Source organism: Flavipsychrobacter sp. (assembly GCA_041392855.1).
Taxonomy (GTDB): Bacteria; Bacteroidota; Bacteroidia; order Chitinophagales; family Chitinophagaceae; genus UBA5543.
The window spans coordinates 2020211-2040826 of the sequence record JAWKLD010000001.1 but is presented as its reverse complement, the minus strand read 5'-3'; the positions used below and the strand labels follow the sequence as shown (position 1 = coordinate 2040826).

Sequence of the window (20616 nt, the reverse complement as noted above, 5' to 3'; positions counted from 1 at the left end):
TAAACTTATCGAGAAATATCTGTATCACCCTTTATTGCTTTTTAGTAATGTTTGAACAGCTTCCCGAACATCATCTCGAATATCCAATTTGAGGAGGCGCTTGTATAATTCGTTTCCCTCCTCTAGTTTACCACTATTTTTTAGGAAATTGCCATAGTTAAGATAGGTTTCAGGAAGGGTCGGGTCGGAGTCCAGAGCAAGTTTATAATGCTCTTCAGCTTTTTCGTGATTTATGTTATCCATTCGATAATAATTACCGATGTTACAATGCGCTTGAGCATTTTTAGGGTCATATGTAAGAATGAATGAGTATTCTAGGAATGCTTTTCCCCGTTCTCCAAGTTCAGTGTAAACAACTCCTAGATTTAGTCTGCTGATTGTGTGCTTCTCATCAATATTAAGCACCTTCTGAAAACAATCTCGTGCAGCAGTAAAATCTTTGAAATATTCAAGATATAGCATCCCGAGATTATTAAGTGATGCAATATTATCTGGAGAAAGTTCGATTGATCTAATATAATATTCCTTTGCAAGCCTAAAGCGTTTAGACATCTTAGCTGTCGCTGCCATGATACCCCAGTAAAAACCGTTGATCGGAAACTTATTAGAATATTCTGACAACGCCAGCTCCCTTTCTTCTGCATCGTTCATGAAAGAAATCTCCAGCAGATTGAATGCATACGATAAGTTTTCAACTCCAATCTTTTCATGAAGTTCTTTATAACCACTTTCTTTTAAATCGCTTAGGTACACATTTTTCTCTTTCACCAACGTAGAGAGAAACGTGTCTATCATCATTGATATTTCGGCAACTACCTTAATTTCTTCGTGTAGTGACAAACTTTTGTAAGGGGGAAGGTTTGTTATTTGTTCCTGCAAATCTTTAAGCTCATCCTCCCAATATTTAATGTATGCTAGTCTATCCTTTGGTCGATATAGAACGGTACCATCTACTATAACCGGTAATATTTTTACCCATGCATTTTGTTCCTTAGAAATATGAATCATTTCATTCATGCAATTCCTTGACTTAAGAAAATCTTCACTGATTAACACCAATGCAAAGTCGTCAGTCCGTATTGAACTCATATAGTCATGTATACTATCCTTATAGCGTAATACATGATCATCCTTTTTAATAGTTACACCTATTTGAGACAAGTCCTTATGGACTTCCTGTGCTTCTTTTTCTTGCTTCCAGCAATATGAAAGGAATATTTTTATATCGGAGTTGCTCGACATTGCTATTATTTCAGAATGTTCAGGAAAAAGTTTCTGAAACCCACCACTTTGTAAAAAATTCTCCGTGTCTTGTGACACTCCTATAAATCTATTACTGTTCGTGGTTACATAGCTGGACTCCTGTAGTAATTGTAAAAGATTGTTTGCCTCTACTAATGAGACTCTGTTATCCAGAATTTTTTTCTGGATAGTGTATGCATTGATGTTGTTTAATTCAGGATTTTCAACAAGATAGGTCAGGATTTTATCAAGATATTTTCCAAAGTTCATGCTATAAAAATAGTTCATTTCCTATATGCAATAATAGGTTCTTTAGTCCTACCTGAATAATTGATAACTTTAAAATTATGAGCAGTCAAAAGAATGATGAAGAAAAGGAAGACAGTTTTGAAAACCTTGAGAACAAGAGAAAACTTGAAATGGTTTCAGAGCTAATAGAGAACGTTGAGCTTATTGAAAAATATAAGCTTTATGCAGCGAATCTAGGGATTGCCCTTAACGACAGCAATTTCGAATTTATCCCTACAACTGGAATAGTTGTGAATTATCCCGGTATTGTTCCATTATTACATCCAGAACTTACTATTGATCAAGATGGTTTAATGGACTATAGTATTCTTCAAAGCAAATTCAAACGCCATTTTTTTGCTAAAGGATACCTTTATAGCGACACTCATATCCTTATGGCTCATCCTTATTTTCGGAGAAGCTATCATCCATGGAATAATTTCTCACCTAGGTTCATTGAGTATTTTTGGTCAATAACCGATCCCAACATACAGGCTCATATAGCACTGGACTATGATAGAGTGCGTATCAATCTCGACACAAATGGATATATGGAACTTGATACATGGTACGGTCCAAAATTCAATAAAGATATAAGAGAAATTCCAGATTCAATATCAAAAATAGCCCCGCCATTGGATTTATTAGAACGTTACATTGAATTGATATTTGGAGGTGTTCACTCACTAGATATTAAGTGGTCGTCCAGACAAGGAATTAAAACTTTCCAGGCAGAAGAATTCAGACAAGAGCAGACTATGATAGTGCGAAATGGCTTAGAATATTATCCCTCAAAATATTTACATGCAGAATTTGATATTCAGACGGGCATGTGTAATCATTTAGACGGCGCTATCCATTTTTATAATAAGGATGAATATCTAGCACGCCGTGATTCTGATTTTAATTACAACATTAAGAACAGCGGACACATTAAGGGAGACTCATTAAAGCTGTTTAAATTAAATGGTGAGTATACCGTCGAAATATGGATGGAATTTGTCGGACAATTTTTGACTGGCAATCCATTAGTATTTGAGTACTTTGATGGACAATATCCAGATTATGTTTTGGAGAGGATAGAAAGGGTACGCTCAATTCGGTGAAAAGATTACTTATAGTCTAAGATAGCATAAACCTGACTTATTATTTGAAAAAACACTGAGGATGTGTCGTGTGATAATAGTTAAACTTCTATCGGGATTTGGACTTGAACTGGTGTATAAATATCGGTATCGACTGACGGTGTGTCAATCGTCATAACAAGGCTATAATGAACTTGATTATCGTACCGAGTAAGGTTTCGTCGAGTTTTCCACCAGCCTCCAATAGGATATACCGCTATTTTATTGCGCGTAGCCAGATCCGCTGCTGTACCTTCCCATATATCTTTATGTATGCAACCTTTATCTCGAAGCTGTGTTCCCAAAATCCATTGTTCGCCACCTTCATTTGCGTAATTTGCAGCTCTTTCAGCACGGCTAATTCTACCTCTAAAGTTTTCGACAGTTTCCAGTGGATTTATCATTTTAAACCGAAGTCCATGAGATTTATAACTCGCTGATAGTTCGTATTGTCTGTTGCCAGGGTTAGGTTCAATGAAATAAGAAAGTGTTATTTTAAATTTTACGACTGTGCCTAACAGGTCTTGTAGAACATCCGTTGGCCAAGGTAAGTCAAACAGGTGAAACTCATCAGTCTTGACTAACGACCCTTCAAGACGAAACGGTTTAATTGTACGTTCTACAATCATAGAAAGGGAATTATTGGCGCTATATTTTGCACGTTCAAAGTTTGGAACGCCGTACCCAACGTGCGCTAGCAAACGTTCTTTCTCGAGGCTATTTAACTGGCTAATATTTCTGTTATTCAGCATTTCTGGAGTCCACTCTGCAGAATGCACCATTAATGCACGAATAGTTTCAGGCCGTAAGTTTGGATAAGCGGTATAGAGCTCCGCAGCAAATTTTGATGCTAAAGCAGTTGATGCACTTGTATCCCTAAAAGTTGTCAAAGGGCTACTGTGGCCAAAACGTTTCCTTGAAATACTAAGAAGCATTAATGAATCCGGGTAAATGGCATCACCGTTTTGAATGGCAGCATTCCCTCCTTCCATGACAATATCAGGCTTCTTGCACCATTCATGTAGCCAACCGATAGAAGTGGTATTACAAGGCGACATTGCGCCTCTACGCGCTAGAACTTCAGAACCTGGGAACGCGCCCTCATCAATAACGTCCTTCAGAGTATAAGAACCAACAGTAATTGCGTTGTAGGACTGTGCTGGATCTTCAATCGTAAAATCTACATTTCCAATAGGGTAGTTTACTCTTTCTTCAAGCGGTAAATTACCTGATGATACCATCAATAATGTCTTGTCGTTTCTTTGCTCAATAGTGCCAAAAAGAGTTTGATCAATAGCAGATGACCACGAGGTCGGTCGGCCTCGATGCACGATATCAGCACTGGTTACAGCCATGCACACAACTCTCTTGAAGTTTGGATTTATTACAAGCCCTCGAGCAATTGCCTCTTGAGTTACCGCGCCGTATAAATCTGGGGCATGTGGGGCGTTGTCGTTAATTAATTTTATACTTTCTAGATGATGTAAGATTTCAATTCGATTATCGGAACCCATTATTTCAGAAAGGTCGCCATATAATGCAATGCCTGCCATAGGTGTTCCATGACCGTCAGGCGTACGGTTATCCGCAGTACCCCAAGCTGGATTTACACTATCTAAGTGATGTTCAGGGATAAGATTTACCAAAAGAGGGTGACTTCTATTTACCCCTGTATCTAAAAGACAAACCACTACCTCATTATTTGCCGAACGAACGTCCGTTCGTGCAATGAGATCGTCAAGCCAGTCAGTTTGTTCACCATATTCAAGGTTAGTAAAGAAGTCTGTTAAATCCCTCGGCTTTCTGATTTCAGCAAGTCTATCGGAATACAAAACGGTGTTAGCTAACTGCTGCACCGTCCCCCTTACTAAATAAACCGAGTGCTCAGGAAACTCGAGTACACGTTCAGCAACTTGGATATTTCTTTCGACTAATGAAGTAGCCACTTGGGCATTTACATTTATGTCGTTTGCACTGCCACTCTTGGCTAGCCAAACTTCCCACCAAACGTTGTCATCATGTTGAGGAAATGGAAGTTCTGGTTCCTGCCAAAAGCTCTCTAATGTCGCGGCTCTTATCTGTTCAATATTAGCTATTAAAGAGTTGTTTTTCGGATTTCCTGTTGGCGTTTCCTCTGTCAGGTACTTTTCTATTTTGGTTAAAAATAGTGATACTGCATGGCGGTTCAAACAGACTGTAGCTTCATAATAGTTTGTTGTATTATTTTCCTCTACTATAGAAGGTATTTTTTTATATGATGCAAGTCGGAAGCTGCCTTTGTCAAACTTATCAATATCAATGAGAAAATCAATCGGTGATTTAATAACAATATATATAACATCCTCATCCCCTTCTCGCTGAAATGCTTGTACTGATTGATTAAGTTCATCCCGAACTTGGTTGCCATGTGCTACACGGTCACCAATTTCACGAGGGATAACTTTAGATCTACCCGTATTGGGACTTGTATATCTTAATGTCTCAGGTTGGCTATTTAATACAATATGTTCGCGTTTAAATGGTGGCATTGTGGAACTTTACTAAAATGGATTTTTGCGATGATGTGCATATTTTATTAGGCGTTCTTCAGAAATTTCACCTTCGCCATATACTAGATAGTCCTTAACCATATCTTCGCAGATTCTATGCACATCTGCATAACTTAAACCAATTGATTCATTCGCAATTTTCTGAAGATCAAATTTCTTCGAGAGCTTAAAATTTTGCAATTCTTTTTTGAACAATCTTTTTAACTCGCTAACATCAGGTAATGGATATTGTAAGATGTCATCAAACCTTCTAAATAGTGCTTGGTCTAAATATTCTGGGATATTGGTTGCAGCTATAACAACACTATTCGAATTATCCTTTTCAATTTGGAGAAGAAAAGAATTTAAAACTCTTTTAATCTCTCCTACGTCATTTTGCTGATGTCTAGTTGTTCCAATGCTATCAAATTCGTCGAAAAAATAAACTGCACGAAATTGGTTCATAGACTCAAATATTAATCTGAGCTTGGCAATGGATTCACCCATATATCTGCTTATTAATCCATCAAGTCTAATGATAAAAAGCGGTATAGCGAGTTCACTTGCTAAAACTTTTGCTGAAAGGGTCTTGCCGCAACCAGGGGGCCCCACAAACAACAATTTCTTCCTCGGGAATAAATTGTTGCTACGCAAAATTTCTAATTTTTTGTGTTCATCTAGAATTCGTTTCAGTGTTTTTTCAACTGTTGAATCCAAAACCATTTCTTTTAGCTTCTCACCTGGATGCGATAACTCTAATAGGTCATTGAGTTCTCTTTGAGTAGCACTTAAAGGGAAAGACTTTACAACACCAAAATTTTGCGGTCTGCTGCTTTTAGCATTGTCAATCAGCTTCTTTAGCTCCTCAGCTAAAGCCATATGACCGTTTCTAGCCTCCGAAGCTGCTATTTGCATAGCCGTCGCATAAAAGCGCGTCTCATCACCATCACCGAAGGATTTAATTAAGCTTTTTATTTGTTCTGCGGCTGCCATGAATATTCACAAATATACTTATTAAAAGACTGTCTTGTATTAATATTATATAGATTTGTAATTCCCTGTCTATTACTTGTTCGACCATTGTTCGACCAAAAGAAAAAGCAGCTATGAAATTCATCATAACTGCTTGATTTTTAAGTGGTGTGGGAGGGAATTGAACCCCCGACACAAGGATTTTCAGTCCTTTGCTCTACCAACTGAGCTACCACACCTTCCGTATTTGGGATGGCAAAAATAGTACTTAAACTGAAATAACCAAAACCTAAAATCATTTACACCATCTTTTTTCGAAAAAAAATAAGTGACATGTAAAAGTGTTTTAATGTGTTGGTAGGGAATAGCCGATCCTATAAAAGATGAAAGTATCAACAATTAAGGTAGTACTTTTGTGGGTCAATGAGTTTAGAGGAATTCTTTATAAAATTTCTGAGTGATTTACTCAATACGTCGGTAACAGAAATTGTTGCTGTAGTGTTTGGGATGGTAAGTGTAGTGTTGGCCAATAGGAATAGTGTATGGTTGTATCCTACAGGTATTATAAGTACTGTTATTAGTGTTTATGTGATGATAAATGCTAAGCTGTACGCAGAGTCGGCTTTAAATATGTACTACTTCATTATGAGTGTCTATGGTTGGATACTATGGGTGAAGAATAGGGGAAAGGAAGGCAAGAGTGTGATAAGCATAAATGGCAAAACCGACTGGGTGATAACTACAGCAATAGTAGTACTGGGTTGGGGTATTTTATATTTTGTGCTTAGCCGCTTTACGGATTCAGACGTACCAATGCTTGATGCTATTGTTTCTTCGGCAGCTTGGGCAGGCATGTGGCTGTTGGCAAAGCATAAGGTGCAGAATTGGATATTGCTCAATATCAGTAATGCTATAGCCATACCTCTATTGTTATATAAAGGGTTGGCTTTTTATGCAATACTAACCCTGTTTTTATTTATAGTAGCTGTATTTGGCTACTTCAGATGGCTTAAATTATATCGTTTACAAGAAGAAAAAAGTAGAGCGTGAGTATAAAGAAGGTCGTAGTAATTGGGCCAGAGTCTACAGGCAAGAGCACACTTAGTGAGGCATTAGCAAAAGAACTGGATACCATGTGGGTGCCGGAGTTCGCAAGAGAATATCTGGAAGATCTGGGACGGAAATATATAGAGGCTGATCTGCACCGTATGGCAATAGGGCAGGTAAGAGCAGAGGAGAGCATGATACCCTATGCTGATAGATACCTGATATGTGACACAGACCTGCATGTAATAAAAGTTTGGAGTGAAGCTAAATACGGTAACTGTCATACTTGGGTAGAGGAGCAAATAAAGAACAGAAAGTACGATCTATATCTATTAACAGATACAGATTTGCCTTGGGAAGATGACCCGCAAAGAGAATACCCTGCCTTAGAGGACAGGCAAAAGTTTTTCTATATCTACAAAAAGTTAGTTGCAGAAACGGGGCTACCCTATACTGTAGTTAGTGGTAATGAAGAAGAGCGCTTGCAAACTGCACTAAAGTTTATCAAGAGTACTTTTAATTAGTAACTTTACATTATGCTTTTGCACATACATCCCGATAATCCGCAACAACGAAACATAGATACTGTAGTAGAGTGTTTGAGAGATGGGGGTGTTATCATTTATCCTACTGATACTATTTACGGCTTGGGTTGTGATATTTACAACGCAAAAGCGATAGCCCGTATAGCACAGATAAAAGGGGTAGATCCTAAAAAGGCACAGTTCTCATTCGTATGTGCAGACTTGAGTCATATAAGCGACTATGCTAAGAGTATTGACACGCCTACGTTTAGGTTGTTGAAGCAAGCCCTACCCGGTCCATACACTTTTATCCTCAATGCCAGCAAGCAAGTACCTAAGACACTAAAGACCAAAAAAGATACGGTCGGTATACGTGTGCCTGATCATAATATCTGTCAGGCTATAGTGGCGGCATTGGGCAATCCTATTATGAGTACTTCGTTGCCTATGGAGGAAGACGTAGAGTATTATACTGACCCTGAATTGATACACGATATCTTCGAAAATCAAGTGGATATAGTCATAAATGGAGGGTATGGTGGCTATGAACCTTCTACAGTAATAAGCTGTGTGGACGGAGCCCCAGAGTTATTAAGAGCAGGTGCGGGTGATTGGGATACCCTGCAAGGATAAATATTATTAGTGATAGCATTATCTTCGCTATCATGTACACAAAGCAGGACGAACAACGCTTATTTGAACAAGCAAAAACTTTGCTGAACCAACCATCTGTAGATGAGTTGCAAGAAATTCAATTGTTAAGAGAGGTTATTAACTACAACGATTGGAAATATTATGTGCAGAGTGAACCCGTATTGGCGGATGTAGAGTACGATACTTTATATAAGAAGTTAAAGGCATTAGAAGATAAATATCCGCAACAAATAACACCCGATTCTCCTACACAACGTGTGGCCAAGGGTTTGAGTGAAAAGTTCCCTACAGTTAGCCACTTGGTACCTATGCTGAGTTTGGATAATACCTACAATGCTGATGACCTACGCGACTGGGACAAACGTTGTAAAGACTATGCTGAGACCGACCAGATAGAGTATTGCGTAGAACCCAAATATGATGGGGCTAGTATTTCTTTGATATATGATAACGGACAACTAACACGTGGCGCTACTCGTGGTGACGGGGTAATGGGTGAGGACATAACGACCAATGCAAAGTTGATTCGTTCTTTACCGCTGTCTGCCAAGTTAGAGGGTGAGGGTATTAGTCAAATAGAGATACGTGGCGAGGTAGTGATACATAAAGATGTATTTGCCCAATTTAATGAACAGCGTGCAGCAGAAGGGTTAGCGCCATTGGCTAATCCACGTAATGCTGCATCAGGTACATTGCGTATGCTCGACCCACAGGAGGTGAGTAAGAGAAAGCTGTCAGCTGTGCTGTACCATATCAGTGATTATACCTTAGTAGAAGGTAGTGTACTGCCTGAAGCATTGAATACGCATTATGGATCGCTGGAGTGGCTGTATCAGTTAGGATACCCTACACCAGTCAAAGAGATGCAGCGTTTTAAAACAATTGATGAGGTGATCGATTTCTGTGCCGCTTTTGAAGAGAAGAGAGATAGCTTGCCTTTTGAGGTAGATGGTTTAGTGATAAAAGTAAACAGCTTTGAACTACAAGATAGGATGGGTATGACCAGCCACCACCCACGCTGGGCGGTAGCCTATAAGTTTAAAGCCAGACAAGCCACCAGTAAGCTTATTAATGTAGAATATCAGGTAGGGCGTACAGGTTCTATAACACCTGTAGGTAAAATAGAGCCTACACCTATAGGTGGTGTAATGGTAAGCTCCTTGTCGTTATTCAATGAAGATGTGGTAAAAGAGAAAGACCTACGTATTGGTGATACAGTGCTCGTAGAGCGTGCTGGTGATGTGATACCTTATATTGTAAGGTCGTTGCCCGAACTGCGTACAGGGGAAGAACAGCCCATCAATTTCCCTACTCATTGTCCTGTGTGTAACGAAGCACTAGACAAGCCCGAAGAAGAAGCCGTATGGCGTTGTATCAATATCAACTGTGCAGCGCAGGTAGTAGAGCGTATCATTCATTATGCTAGCAAAAATGCAATGGACATCCGCAATTTGGGAGAGTCTAATATTCGCAAGTTTTATGAACTAGGCTTGTTAAAAGATATACCTGGTATTTACCAAATAGATTGGGAGCAGGTACTAGCGTTAGAAGGCTTTAAAGAAAAGTCGGTCAACAACTTGAAAGAAGCTATCGAAGGGTCTAAACAGCAACCATTGAATAGAGTGATATTTGGTTTGGGTATACGCTATGTAGGGGAAACAACAGCCAAAACCTTAGCCCGTGCTATTACACACATATCTGATCTATACACTTGGACACAAGAGCAATTTATGGCTCTGGAAGATATAGGGCCCAAAGTAGCCTCTTCGGCAGTGCACTTTTTTAGCCTGCCAGAGAATAGACATATGATAGAGCAACTGCAAGAGCAAGGGGTGAACCTTACCAATACGCAGTCTAGTAGTAAAGAGTCAGGCGGAGAATTGTCGGGTAAAACCTTCTTGTTTACAGGAACGTTGACACAATTCAAACGTAGTGAGGCAGAAGCTATGGTAGAAGCCAAAGGAGGAAGTAAACTAAGTGGCGTAAGCAGTAAGCTTAATTATTTGGTGGTAGGGGCAGATGCCGGTTCTAAGCTGGAGAAGGCAAAAAAGCTAGGTACAGTTACCATTTTGACCGAAGAAGAGTTTTTACAATTGATAGGTTAAGTTATTAGATGCCCTTATAGTGAGATATAATGGGTATTGTAGCTAGGACATATTACCTTTGCCATCAATTTTTGATACATACAATATATGACTAAGATACGTCCATTCTTAAGATTGAGCGGTTTAGAACCATTAGTCCTTCGTCCCGAAACCAACTTTGTAAACGTGGGGGAGCGTACCAATGTTACAGGCTCCAAGCGTTTTGCACGTTTGATAAGGGAAGAAAAATATGAAGAAGCCCTATCCGTAGCACGCCAACAGGTAGAGAACGGAGCACAGATATTAGACATCAACATGGATGATGCCTTGCTGGATGGTGTAAAGGTGATGACCACCTATCTTAACCTGCTACAAGCAGAGCCGGATATTGCTAAGATCCCTATTATGCTCGATTCTTCAAAGTTTGAGATAATAGAAGCAGGGCTTAAATGTGTGCAAGGAAAATGTATCGTAAACTCCATTTCACTTAAAGAAGGAGAAGAGAAATTTATAGAGCAAGCTCATATTTGTAAAAGCTTTGGTGCGTCTGTAATTGTGATGGCTTTTGACGAGCAAGGGCAAGCGGATAACTTACAAAGACGTGTAGATATTTGCGAGCGCGCTTATAAGATACTTACAGAAGTGGTGCATTATCCACCACAGGATATCATCTTCGACCTAAACATATTTGCTGTAGCTACCGGTATTGAGGAGCATAATAACTATGCACTAGACTTTATTGAAGGTACAAGGATAGTGAAGCAAAAAATGCCTCTGGCTAAAGTAAGCGGTGGGGTGAGTAATGTGTCTTTCTCCTTTAGAGGTAATGAGCCTGTTCGTGAAGCGATGCATAGCGTATTCCTTTACCATGCTATTAATGCTGGTATGGATATGGGTATCGTAAATGCTGGGCAACTACAGATACTAGATGAGATAGAACCAGAGCTACGCGAGCTTTGTGAAGATGTAATATTAAATCGAAGGGAAGATGCAACGGACAGGTTGATAACTTTTGCAGAAACCGTACAGGCAAAAGGAAAAACAGAAAAGAAAACAGATGAGTGGAGACTGGGTGCTGTTGAGGAGCGTTTAAAACACTCTTTGGTACATGGTATTACCGACTATATAGATGAAGATACCGAAGAAGCTAGGGTGAAATATCCTAAACCGCTTGATGTGATAGAAGGACCACTAATGGATGGTATGAATGTAGTAGGAGACCTCTTTGGTAGTGGTAAGATGTTTTTGCCACAGGTAGTAAAGAGCGCAAGGGTGATGAAGAAGAGTGTGGCTTATTTGTTCCCGTTCATTGAGCAGGAGAAAGAAGAGCTAAAACTAGCACGCGAAAAAGCAGGGTTAGCGGCTGAAGATGAAAAAGGAGCTGCCAAGATATTGATGGCCACTGTGAAGGGGGATGTGCATGATATTGGTAAGAATATAGTAGGTGTGGTATTGGGTTGTAATGGATACGATGTGATAGATATGGGTGTAATGGTGCCTGCTGATAAAATATTGGATAAGGCGGTAGAAGAGAAGGTGGATATGATCGGCTTGAGTGGTTTGATCACACCATCGCTGGATGAGATGGTACACGTAGCCAAAGAGATGAAGCGTAGGAATATGAACCTGCCTCTGCTTATTGGCGGTGCTACTACTTCGCGCACGCATACCGCAGTGAAGATAGCTCCTGAGTACGAACATGGTGTGGTGCATGTATTGGATGCCAGCCGTAGTGTAACAGTTGCCGGTAGCCTTTTGAGCCAAGACCAAAAAGGGGCTTACTTAGAAAGTACCAATCAAGAGTATAATAAAATACGTGTAGACTTTGCTAATAAACGTAAGGTAAAGGAGTTGATACCTTTTACCCAAGCGCAGCAAAATGTGATGAAGATAGACTGGGCAGGATATACTCCGCCTAAGCCTAACTTGATGGGGACGAAGGTGTTTGCTGACTACGACCTGAATGAGATAAGAAAGTACATCGACTGGGGACCGTTCTTTATAGCTTGGGAGATGAAAGGTAAATACCCGGCTATACTTACAGACGAAAATGTGGGTGTGGAAGCCACTAAGCTATACAATGATGCCAACGCCATGTTGGATAAAATAATAGCAGAGAAATGGCTAACAGCTAAAGGTGTGGTAGGTTTTTGGCAGGTTAATAAGATAGCGCCTGATACTGTAGTGCTGAAAGATGAGGAAGGTAAAGAGCTTTGTCATTTAGAATCGTTAAGACAACAATTGAAAAAGGCATCTAGCCAACCCAACTTCTCTTTGTCTGACTTTATTAGTCCTGTACAAGATGACTATATGGGGGCATTTGCGGTGAGCATACATGGTATAGAGCCTCATTTACAAAAATACATAGACGACCACGACGACTACCATAAGATAATGCTACAGGCTATGGCCGACCGTTTGGCAGAGGCATTTGCCGAAGTGCTGCATCTACGTACGCGCAAAGAGTTCTGGGGGTACGTACCAAGTGAAGAGATAGCCGTAGAAGAATTGGTAAAAGAAAAATATCAAGGTATAAGACCGGCACCGGGCTACCCTGCCTGCCCTGACCATACAGAGAAATACAAACTCTTCGACCTGTTGAATGCTACAGAAGATGCGGGCATAACACTTACAGAGCATTTGGCGATGTACCCTGCAGCTAGTGTTTGTGGCTGGTACTATAGCCACCCGCAGAGTGTGTACTTTGGTGTAGGTAGGATACAACAAGATCAGGTAGCAGATTATGCTAAGCGTAAGGGCATGAGTGAGAAAGAAGTAAGTAAATGGCTATCGCCGATACTAGAAGGATAATGGATAAAGAACAAGATAAAAATTTGGCGGCTGATATAGTTGCTGCTAATGGAACTAAGGTGAAATGGTTGCGTACACTTGCCGCAATAGTGTCGTATGTTTTTCATCCTATGTTTATGCCTGCGGCTATGGCAGCGGTGCTCTACAAGTTGGATACTACAGGTTTTATTGCCATATCGTCCGACCAGTTTGTACGCTGGCTGGCAGCCATTGCTATCAATACCATAGTGTTCCCGCTTGTGTTGGTATTGCTGCTAAAGGGTTTGGGCTTTATCCAAAGTATCTATATGCGCACCTCAAAGGAGCGTATCATACCGCTAATAGGGTCTATGGTATTTTACTTTTGGGCCAATCTTGTTTTTAAAAATCAGCCTGATGTACCTATGACCTTAAGGGTACTGATGTTGGGAGCCTATTGGGGTATTATCGTATTGTTCCTAACCAATATATTCTTCAAAGTGAGTATGCATACTATGGCGGCGGGAGGCATGCTTGGTGTGCTTACGGTGTTGCTCATCAGTAGCCCTGTGGGTATGATTGTACCTCTGTTTATAGCTATAGTAATAGCAGGTGTCATTGGTACTTCTCGTATGCTATTGGGGGCGCACAACCAGTCGCAGATATGGATAGGCTATGTATTGGGCTTTGCCGTACAGATGGCGGCATACATGTATGTGCTATAAACGGCTATGAATATCCTTTTTGTTTGCAGCAGAAATAAATGGCGCAGCCCTACGGGGGAGACGATCTATAACCATGTAGAAGGCATTACCGCCCGCTCGGCAGGTACGGAGGCTGCTGCAAGAACCAGAGTGAATGAAAAACTCCTGCAATGGGCAGACCTCATATGCGTGATGGAGCAACATCATAAAAAAAGACTACAACAAGATTTTTCTACCCTGTTGCAGTCTAAAGAAGTTTTGGTACTAGACATCCCCGACGAATACCAATATATGGACGAGGAACTGATAGCCATGATACGCACCAGCGTAGACGCTTATCTAGACCTATAACCTACTGTACCAAAAGCTTGGTGTGGTAAGTGCCTTGTTCGTTCACTACCTGTACAATGTACATACCCTTGGCTTGGTTGCCTAGGTTGATGCTAGTGGTATTGTTGATAGTAGCTTGGTGTACTACCTGTCCTTTTATATTAGTTACGATCACTTGATGTGCTTTAGCATTATTAGGCGTTACGATGGTGAACACTCCCGTACTTGGGTTGGGGTATACCTGTACCTTGCCCGCCTCTGTTTGTGTGGTGGCTACATTAGTAGCGTGTAGTTTGGTAATGCGTACGCTATCCATCCTCACATCGGTAACGGGCTTGTCTCCCGCCCCTGTAGCTACCTTACTGATGTTCTCCACTACAGTATAGCCTGTGATGACCGTGCCAAACACGGTATGCTTATTATTAAGGTGGGTATTGTTGACCACATTGATGAAGAACTGACTGCCATTGGTATTAGGGCCCGCATTGGCCATAGCCATAGTGCCGGGTATATTGGTTAGCGATGGGTCGAACTCATCGGGTACATAGTAGCCCGGACCGCCTGTACCGTTACCATTAGGGTCGCCGCCTTGTATCATAAAGTTTTTGATGACACGGTGAAATATCAACCCGTCGTAAAACTTACTGTTGATGCGCGATATCATGCTATCTACCGTGATGGGGGTCTTGGTGTTCTCAAACTTCACCACAAAATCGCCCATGGTAGTGTAGAAGGTAGCCTCCGTTTGTGCCTGCGCTGCTGTGCCCAAGCCCAGTAGGGCTACTATTAGTGTAGCTATTCTTTTCATCGTATTATGTATTAGTGTATTGTAATATACGGCGAAAAATGAGAATTGTACCCTGTGTAACGGTGTATCAAGTGTGGAGGACTATACGTCATTGCGAGGAGCTTCGCGACGTGGCAATCTCAAGATATACATAATGTTCTTGCCTTCATTTCGTGAGACTGCTTCGTGCCTCGCAGTGACGGGGGCATGTTGGTGAGAACAAGCAATAAGGGTGGAAAAGAATGGTTATCAACCCCATTGCCATTTGTTGTGTTCTTTAGCTTCTTGTGTATTTGGATATACTACTTCTATTGGTTTTGAGAAGTCTTTATATATTTTGTAAATATCGTTTTTTGAGGGAACTCCTTCTGCCCAATACGTAACATCTAAATAGCAATAGTCGGTAGATATAAGAATATCATGAAAGGAGTACCATGTAGTTATTTTATCTATAACAGCCTCGTTTAAACTCATGTGGATACTTAACCGTGAGTAACCTGAATTTAGAGATTCGCTGCCAAGGAGAAATTGTTTGTGTTCATCTTTTTTACCCATTTGTTCAACCTCTCCAATTATTGAAAAGTAAAACTCAAATTTCTGTGCAGGAATTCTTGTTTTGTTTGTGAGGTCTAATCTTATAGTACTTAAACCTTTAGTGCTAGATTCATTATGGATAACTTTTACATTTAAATCTACCTCTTGCACCTGCTTAAACATCATCTCAACTGTACCGTGTTCCGCAGCTAGGCTCATTGTGTTTATCCTAATGTAGTATGCACCATTACATTGGTGTGGTTTATTGTTGCTTTTAGGTACATGGAAAATGTATACACAACCTTCATCAAGCTTTATTCTCTTGATACTAATACCTACTGGAGCAGGAGTAATGTTGCTATGTATGGAGGATAGAATATCATCTTCACTTTTAGTGAGTTTGGAAGGAATAATATCCCCTTTGCAAAAACGTCGTTTTGCATCACCTTTTATTTTTTCTTCTTCCTCTTTTGGACTACCGTATATGAGTATGCCCCCATCTGTATTGGCAAAAGCAGCAATCTCTTTGTACAGTTTATTTAAATCTGCATCTCCTCTTTTAAATTCTAGTTGTGCAGTTTCGTCTCTTTCTTCTTTGAAGTAGTCTATAATACCATCTTTGTCAAGGTCGAAGTAGAACTTTTTATCCATCTATAAAGTTACCAAATATCAATCCTTTAAAAACACCCTCCCCCCTCTTTAACAATTTACACAGGGTGTAGTATCCCATTCGCTAAGTTCTTGATGGTAGAGGATGATGTAGTGCAGCGCACCACCCAGCTGTAAAAACTGGGCGTGCAGCACTCGTATATATCTGTTCTTGCGTAGCCACTGCTCTATGGTGGCTTCTATAGTCGTGTCGCCTTCGGTAAAGGTGAACTGTTTGCATTTGGTCATAGTAGGGTTGGTTTTTGCTGTATCGTTTGTTGCCTGTTTTTTTCGTTGTCTACCTATTGGGCTCAGTACTACTGTACTGCCTAGCTCCTCGCAATGACGATTATTGTTTTGCTGTATCACTGTATCGCTGTATCGTTTGTATCGCTGTATCGGGGGTCATTTTTTCAAAACGTTCTTTTTATAGCGGTTTACCTTGTTGTGCAGCCCTGCATCTCCCAACACCTTACGGGCTATGTTGCGGAGGCTATAGCCTTCTTCCACCATTTGCTTTATCTCCTCACCCTGCTCGGGGGTGATAGTGGTATTATTCCTCGATATGTTTTGCTGCTTTATATGGTCGTACACCTCTAGGGTATAGTGCAGTAGCACGGCGGCAAGTTCTTTTGCGATGTTAAAGTCTTTATCCGTACATACCAGCTTGGGCGCATCTAGTTGGTTATACTCAAAGGCGCGTAGGGTGCTGAGTATCATCGCCAGCCTAAAACAAATGACCCCCATACGGTTCACGCTACCATCCAGCTCACTGTCTACCATCTCTACCACACCATCTTTATATTCTATAAAGAGGTTTAGGAATTGTTTTTGTTGTTCGGGAGTGAGGGAGAACTGTAGGGGTTCGCTACGTGCCATCAGCCTGTCGTATAGCTTGGCATACTCGCCACCGGCATAGGTAAAGAATTGTTCCTTATCATCGTGCACGGTAGCAAAAGGGTCTCTAAAGGAGGTATAGCTATCCAAAAGGTAAAAGCAAAATCGGCTAAACAACCCATTCTCTGCGGTAGGTATGAGGCGCAGCAGCTGGTCGTACGTGCCGCTAAGCACTACACTTAGTGCAGGTAGTGTTATATCTACATCCTCATTATTACTTCTTCTAAAATAGCTTAAGGGTTCGTGATGATAAGCCTTGCGTAGTATGTCGGAGAAGTTGCCATAGTCTTGTCTTAGCATATCTGCCAGCGTATCTCCCTCCGTCTCAAAGATGATGCCTCTGCCCTCATTCTCTTTTAGTAGTTGCATCACGGCGGTTTTGGTTGTGTTGGCGGGTATGAATAGCTTGAGGTGAGCAGGTGGTGTAGGCTCTACAGGTGGTTCGGCAAGCTTGCCTTTATCAAATTCCTTTAGTTTACGGTTGTAGTCTGCCAGTTGTTTACTATGGTCTTTATGTAGTTCTTCTGCTTTTTGTAGTAGCTGCTCGTGTACGGTATTACCCAAATTTCTTGCCCATAGTAGCCCGCCTTTGCCCGTGCCGTATTTGCCTATCACAAAGCAGTAGAGGTTGGGGTAGAGGGCTTTGCCAAAATAGCTGCCCTGTACGTTGGGCATCATACCGCTAAGTACGCCAAGGCTACCCAGCAGAAATAGCTCTCGCTCCTGTGGTGTCTCCATTTTGTTGAGGCACTCTTGTAGCAAGCGGGGTAGCTGGGGGTAAATGCTGGCAGAGATCTGGTTGCTGTACTCGTGCTCGTCGAGGTACTGAAGAAAGTAATGATGGTTCATCGTGATTTTTATTTTAAGGTTTAATGTTTTCCTGTTTTTTGAAAAAAGGGTGGCGATACAGCGATACAAACGATACAGTGGAAACAGTAGTACGCCCATCGGTGAAGCAGCCGCTTAGTGAGCAACTGCGGGCAAGAATTACAATAGCAAATATACAATAAAATAATTAACAACAAAAAAAACAAAAAAGCCCTCCCGAATTGGGAAGGCTCTTGAATAATATGGTAAGGTGTTATTCTAAAATTAGTTTGTTGGTATAGCTATGTTGCTGGTTGGTAAGGCGTATGGTATAGATACCTTTGGGTTGGGTAGTGAGGTCTATACTAATCTGCCGACTGTTGCTAATAGTACGAGTATACACCAGCTGCCCTGCAATATTGGCAACAACGATATGAGTACTGGCAAGGGTAGGTACATTTATAGTTACCACCCCTGTAGATGGGTTGGGGTGTGTGAGTAGTTGCTTTTTACTCAAGTGCTTAATGCCAACAGTAGGTATGCATTTATTATTGAGGTTGGTTTTTAGGATTGTTGAGTAAATATTTACAGAATCATGAAAGCAACAAATCAAACCTCCGTTTTCAGCAAATGAACTAATAACGTTGCTGTCTTTGTAGGCTATACCTAATGTTGTACCTACACGCTCTATAAATTCTAAATTTAAATTCCAGCCAATTTTTTTGTTAAACCTGATATGCTTTCTGTTATCTGTGTCTATATATACACTATCTACTATAGCCATAGTATCTTGCCCCATACCGCTTACTTTGCCTGTATAAAAGGTGTCGCCTAGTTGTAAGGTCATATCCATGATGAGTATATCTACAGTATCTCTAGCAGGATTACTATAGGCATTAGTTTTGTATTTGGGCTGAGAGCGATACCAAACTTTACCGGTTGCTGTGTCTTCTCTTAATAAACCAAGTGTTGTGTTAAGGAAACTTAATGGGTAACTATTGCCTGAAAAGCCTACTTTTTTATATGTTTCTCCTCTAACTGTAGTATCGCCTTTTGCAAAAAAAGCTATAGAGTGTGTAGCTAACCCGGAATAGCTACAAGTCCACATACTTGTACTATCCCCAAAGATACTCTTGTATGGTTGAGCTATAGAGGTGGTGGATAAGAGCAAAAGGGATAATAGTAGGTAAAGGTTTTTTTTCATAGTAGTATATAGTTATATGTTCTATAAAGTTATGTGTTCTAATGTCTTGTAACTGTCATAAAAAAAGCCCTCCCGAATTGGGAAGGCTCTTGAAATATAATGTACTAGATACTAGTATCTGTAGTGTTCTGCCTTGTAAGGACCATCTTTAGTGATACCTAGGTAAGCTGCTTGCTCATCAGTTAGCTCATCCAACTCTACGTTGATCTTAGCTAAGTGTAGGCGTGCTACTTTCTCATCCAAGTGCTTAGGAAGAACGTATACTTTGTTCTCGTAACGGTCAGTATGATTCCAAAGCTCTATCTGTGCCAAAGTTTGGTTAGTGAATGAGTTACTCATTACAAAGCTTGGGTGACCAGTAGCACAACCCAAGTTCACCAAACGACCTTCAGCCAAGATGATGATATCATTACCATCCACATTGTAGATGTCTACCTGTGGTTTCAATGTATCTTTTGTATCACCGTAGTTTTTGTTGATCCATGCCATATCGATCTCGTTATCGAAGTGACCGATGTTACAAACGATAGTCTTATCGCCCATAGCACGGAAGTGCTCTTCGCCAATAAGGTCGCAACAACCAGAAGCCGTAACAACGATGTCTGCTTCTTTCACAGCATCGATCATTTTCTTCACTTCAAAGCCGTCCATAGCTGCTTGTAGTGCACATATTGGGTCAATCTCTGTAACGATAACACGAGCACCTGCACCACGTAGTGATTGTGCAGAACCTTTACCCACGTCACCATAACCACCTACTACAGCAACCTTACCAGCCATCATCACGTCAGTAGCACGACGGATAGCGTCTACCAATGACTCTTGACAACCGTATTTATTATCGAATTTAGATTTTGTAACAGAATCGTTTACGTTGATAGCAGGCATAGGAAGTGTTCCTTTCTTCATACGCTCGTACAAACGGTGAACACCTGTAGTAGTCTCTTCACTAAGACCTTTGATACCAGCTACTAGCTCAGTGTAGTTGTCCAATACCATGTTAGTAAGGTCACCACCATCATCCAAGATCATGTTCAACGGACGGTCTTCACTACCAAAGAATAAAGTTTGCTCGATACACCAGTCAGCCTCAGCTTGTGTTTGTCCTTTCCATGCAAAAACACCGATACCTGCAGCAGCAATAGCAGCAGCAGCTTGGTCTTGCGTAGAGAAGATGTTACAAGAGCTCCAACGTACCTCTGCACCCAATGCTACAAGCGTTTCGATCAATACCGCTGTTTGGATAGTCATGTGTAGACAACCTGCAATACGTGCACCCTTCAAAGGTTGTTGGTCTTTATACTCCTCACGGATAGCCATAAGACCAGGCATTTCAGCCTCTGCAAGTCTAATTTCTTTACGTCCCCAATCAGCCAGGCTGATGTCTTTTACCTTGTAAGGCATTTTAAAATCAATCTCTGAACGAGTCATTGTACTCATATCTTAAAGTAATTTTTTAATAATTCGGCACAA

General features: G+C 40.8%; 17 protein-coding genes and 1 tRNA gene. 8 read left to right on the top strand and 10 right to left on the bottom strand.

All coding sequences use genetic code 11. The features are described from left to right. Window positions 1-24 precede the first annotated feature (24 nt). Complete coding sequence (locus R2800_09405; protein MEZ5017254.1) at window positions 25-1512, bottom strand: TIR domain-containing protein; 1488 nt, start codon at window positions 1510-1512, stop codon at window positions 25-27. 77 nt (window positions 1513-1589) lie between these two features. On the opposite strand from R2800_09405, the gene R2800_09400 reads away from it, so the two are divergent. Then, a complete protein-coding gene (locus R2800_09400; protein MEZ5017253.1) occupies window positions 1590-2636 on the top strand; it encodes a hypothetical protein in 1047 nt (348 codons plus the stop codon). Between the two features lie 80 nt (window positions 2637-2716). Here R2800_09400 and R2800_09395 read toward each other — a convergent pair whose 3' ends face one another. From R2800_09395 to R2800_09385, 3 genes are all read right to left on the bottom strand, one after another. Next, entirely contained in the window at window positions 2717-5182 is a 2466-nt protein-coding gene (locus R2800_09395) for a S8 family peptidase (protein ID MEZ5017252.1), read from the bottom strand. A gap of 12 nt (window positions 5183-5194) precedes the next feature. Next, window positions 5195-6175, bottom strand: a complete 981-nt coding sequence (locus R2800_09390) for an ATP-binding protein (protein MEZ5017251.1) — start codon at window positions 6173-6175, stop codon at window positions 5195-5197. Between the two features lie 145 nt (window positions 6176-6320). Then, window positions 6321-6393: transfer RNA gene (locus R2800_09385), tRNA-Phe, on the bottom strand. A gap of 184 nt (window positions 6394-6577) precedes the next feature. On the opposite strand from R2800_09385, the gene pnuC reads away from it, so the two are divergent. The 7 genes from pnuC (at window position 6578) to R2800_09350 (ending at window position 14287) form a co-directional block, all read left to right on the top strand. Next, window positions 6578-7204 carry a nicotinamide riboside transporter PnuC gene (gene pnuC / locus R2800_09380; GenBank protein MEZ5017250.1) on the top strand — a complete coding sequence of 209 codons (627 nt, stop codon included), beginning with the start codon at window positions 6578-6580 and terminating at the stop codon, window positions 7202-7204. Then, window positions 7201-7725 (top strand): ATP-binding protein, encoded by a 525-nt coding sequence (locus tag R2800_09375; GenBank protein ID MEZ5017249.1) that lies wholly within the window; start codon window positions 7201-7203, stop codon window positions 7723-7725. The genes pnuC and R2800_09375 overlap by 4 nt, the downstream gene beginning before the upstream one ends. Window positions 7726-7737: 12 nt before the next feature. Then, window positions 7738-8358: an L-threonylcarbamoyladenylate synthase gene (locus R2800_09370; GenBank protein MEZ5017248.1), complete on the top strand. Its 621-nt coding sequence runs from the start codon at window positions 7738-7740 to the stop codon at window positions 8356-8358. 32 nt (window positions 8359-8390) lie between these two features. Next, window positions 8391-10484, top strand: coding sequence for an NAD-dependent DNA ligase LigA (gene ligA, locus R2800_09365; protein ID MEZ5017247.1), 2094 nt, complete (start codon window positions 8391-8393; stop codon window positions 10482-10484). Between the two features lie 87 nt (window positions 10485-10571). Beyond that, entirely contained in the window at window positions 10572-13274 is a 2703-nt protein-coding gene (metH, locus tag R2800_09360) for a methionine synthase (protein ID MEZ5017246.1), read from the top strand. Then, window positions 13247-13957, top strand: a complete 711-nt coding sequence (locus R2800_09355; protein MEZ5017245.1) for a phosphatase PAP2 family protein — start codon at window positions 13247-13249, stop codon at window positions 13955-13957. The genes metH and R2800_09355 overlap by 28 nt, the downstream gene beginning before the upstream one ends. A gap of 6 nt (window positions 13958-13963) precedes the next feature. Further along, window positions 13964-14287 (top strand): hypothetical protein, encoded by a 324-nt coding sequence (locus R2800_09350; GenBank protein MEZ5017244.1) that lies wholly within the window; start codon window positions 13964-13966, stop codon window positions 14285-14287. Between the two features lies 1 nt (window position 14288). On the opposite strand, the gene R2800_09345 is transcribed toward R2800_09350, so the two are convergent. From R2800_09345 to ahcY, 6 genes are all read right to left on the bottom strand, one after another. Then, window positions 14289-15074 (bottom strand): peptidylprolyl isomerase, encoded by a 786-nt coding sequence (locus R2800_09345; protein MEZ5017243.1) that lies wholly within the window; start codon window positions 15072-15074, stop codon window positions 14289-14291. 228 nt (window positions 15075-15302) lie between these two features. Further along, window positions 15303-16238 (bottom strand): ATP-binding protein, encoded by a 936-nt coding sequence (locus R2800_09340; GenBank protein MEZ5017242.1) that lies wholly within the window; start codon window positions 16236-16238, stop codon window positions 15303-15305. Window positions 16239-16286: 48 nt separating this feature from the next. After that, a complete protein-coding gene (locus tag R2800_09335) occupies window positions 16287-16604 on the bottom strand; it encodes a hypothetical protein (GenBank protein MEZ5017241.1) in 318 nt (105 codons plus the stop codon). A 36-nt stretch (window positions 16605-16640) separates the two neighbouring features. After that, window positions 16641-17981 (bottom strand): DUF3987 domain-containing protein, encoded by a 1341-nt coding sequence (locus tag R2800_09330; GenBank protein MEZ5017240.1) that lies wholly within the window; start codon window positions 17979-17981, stop codon window positions 16641-16643. Window positions 17982-18213: 232 nt separating this feature from the next. Further along, window positions 18214-19143 (bottom strand): T9SS type A sorting domain-containing protein, encoded by a 930-nt coding sequence (locus R2800_09325; GenBank protein MEZ5017239.1) that lies wholly within the window; start codon window positions 19141-19143, stop codon window positions 18214-18216. Between the two features lie 111 nt (window positions 19144-19254). Next, window positions 19255-20583, bottom strand: a complete 1329-nt coding sequence (gene ahcY / locus R2800_09320) for an adenosylhomocysteinase (protein ID MEZ5017238.1) — start codon at window positions 20581-20583, stop codon at window positions 19255-19257. Between the last annotated feature and the right edge of the window lie 33 nt (window positions 20584-20616).

Bases quoted from the DNA above. Each gene is read 5' to 3' on its own strand.
- R2800_09330 (MEZ5017240.1), bottom strand. From the start codon at position 17,981: ATGAACCATCATTACTTTCTTCAGTACCTCGACGAGCACGAGTACAGC.
- R2800_09340 (MEZ5017242.1), bottom strand. From the start codon at position 16,238: ATGGATAAAAAGTTCTACTTCGACCTTGACAAAGATGGTATTATAGAC.
- ligA (MEZ5017247.1), top strand. From the start codon at position 8,391: ATGTACACAAAGCAGGACGAACAACGCTTATTTGAACAAGCAAAAACT.
- ahcY (MEZ5017238.1), bottom strand. From the start codon at position 20,583: ATGAGTACAATGACTCGTTCAGAGATTGATTTTAAAATGCCTTACAAG.
- R2800_09325 (MEZ5017239.1), bottom strand. From the start codon at position 19,143: ATGAAAAAAAACCTTTACCTACTATTATCCCTTTTGCTCTTATCCACC.
- R2800_09400 (MEZ5017253.1), top strand. From the start codon at position 1,590: ATGAGCAGTCAAAAGAATGATGAAGAAAAGGAAGACAGTTTTGAAAAC.
- metH (MEZ5017246.1), top strand. From the start codon at position 10,572: ATGACTAAGATACGTCCATTCTTAAGATTGAGCGGTTTAGAACCATTA.
- R2800_09345 (MEZ5017243.1), bottom strand. From the start codon at position 15,074: ATGAAAAGAATAGCTACACTAATAGTAGCCCTACTGGGCTTGGGCACA.
- pnuC (MEZ5017250.1), top strand. From the start codon at position 6,578: ATGAGTTTAGAGGAATTCTTTATAAAATTTCTGAGTGATTTACTCAAT.
- R2800_09390 (MEZ5017251.1), bottom strand. From the start codon at position 6,175: ATGGCAGCCGCAGAACAAATAAAAAGCTTAATTAAATCCTTCGGTGAT.
- R2800_09350 (MEZ5017244.1), top strand. From the start codon at position 13,964: ATGAATATCCTTTTTGTTTGCAGCAGAAATAAATGGCGCAGCCCTACG.
- R2800_09355 (MEZ5017245.1), top strand. From the start codon at position 13,247: ATGGCTATCGCCGATACTAGAAGGATAATGGATAAAGAACAAGATAAA.
- R2800_09370 (MEZ5017248.1), top strand. From the start codon at position 7,738: ATGCTTTTGCACATACATCCCGATAATCCGCAACAACGAAACATAGAT.
- R2800_09395 (MEZ5017252.1), bottom strand. From the start codon at position 5,182: ATGCCACCATTTAAACGCGAACATATTGTATTAAATAGCCAACCTGAG.
- R2800_09405 (MEZ5017254.1), bottom strand. From the start codon at position 1,512: ATGAACTTTGGAAAATATCTTGATAAAATCCTGACCTATCTTGTTGAA.